Source organism: Kitasatospora sp. NPDC049285, from assembly GCF_040678815.1.
In the GTDB taxonomy this organism is placed as follows: domain Bacteria; phylum Actinomycetota; class Actinomycetes; order Streptomycetales; family Streptomycetaceae; genus Kitasatospora.
In genome coordinates this window covers 1-1,089 of record NZ_JBFAQR010000159.1, presented here as the reverse complement: position 1 = coordinate 1,089, position 1,089 = coordinate 1, and the positions used below count along the sequence as shown (strand labels likewise).

General features: G+C 68.0%; 1 protein-coding gene. It reads right to left on the bottom strand.

Annotated features, from left to right (window positions below):
- Positions 1-987, bottom strand: a complete 987-nt coding sequence (locus AB0K51_RS34875) for an IS481 family transposase (protein WP_363462318.1) — start codon at positions 985-987, stop codon at positions 1-3.
- Positions 988-1,089: the final 102 nt, after the last annotated feature.

Sequence of the window (1,089 nt, the reverse complement as noted above, 5' to 3'; positions counted from 1 at the left end):
CTAGGTGTATTGACCTGAAGCGTTGTTGACGCGGCTGATCGGCGGTTGGCCTCCGAGTGCGGTGTGGCTGCGATGGTAGTTGTAGGCGTGGAGGAAGGCGGGGAGCGCTTCGGTTCGTTCCTGGTTGCTGGCGTAGGGGCGCTGGTAGGCCCATTCGTCGAGCAGGGTGCGGTTGAAGCGCTCGACCTTGCCGTTGGTCTGCGGCCGGTAGGGGCGGGTGCGCTTGTGGGCGATGCCGGATGCGGTGAGGGTGTCGCGCCAGAGGTGTGACTTGTAGCAGGAGCCGTTGTCGGTGAGGACGCCTTCGACGGTGATGCCCAGGCCGGTGAAGAACTGCTCGGCGCGGTGCCAGAACGCGGCGGCGGTCTCCTTGCGTTCGTCGGGTAGGACCTCGCTGTAGGCGAGGCGGGTGTGGTCGTCGACGGCGCTGTGGACGAAGCTGTAGCCGATCACTGGGGTCCCGCTCGGGGTTCGTGCGCGGGTGGTGGCGTACCGGTTGCTCTCGCCGGCCTGGCGGTCCATGACGCGGTGGCCGCCTCCGTCCGGGATGTTGCCGAGCTTCTTGATGTCGACGTGGACCAGTTCGCCGGGGCGTTCGCGCTCGTAGCGGCGGATGACCTGGCCGGTGGGCCGGTCCATCCATCGCAGCCGGTGCATGCCGTGGCGGGTCAGGATCCGGTGGACCGTCGAGGTCGGGATGCCGAGGATCGGTCCGATCCGGGCGGGGCCGAGCTTTCGCTCGCGTCGGAGTCGGCAGACTTCGGCTTCGGTCGTGGCCGCGGTGCGGTGTGGAGTGGTCCGGGGACGGCTGGACCGGTCGTGCAGGCCGGCGTCGCCTTCCGTCCGCCATCGCCGGACCCACTTGTGGGCGGTCGTGCGGGAGATCCCCATCTCGGCGGCTATGTGTGCGATCGGGCGCCCTGCCCTGACGCGTTCGACCAGGAGCCGCCTGCCGTGCACGGTCAGGCGGGCATTACGGTGGGACACGAAGACCTCCGGTGCGGTGCAGTCCTAGACAGCTCCACCACACCGGAGGTCTTCACGTTTGATCAAGCCAGACCACCGTCAACAACGCTCGTGGTCAATACA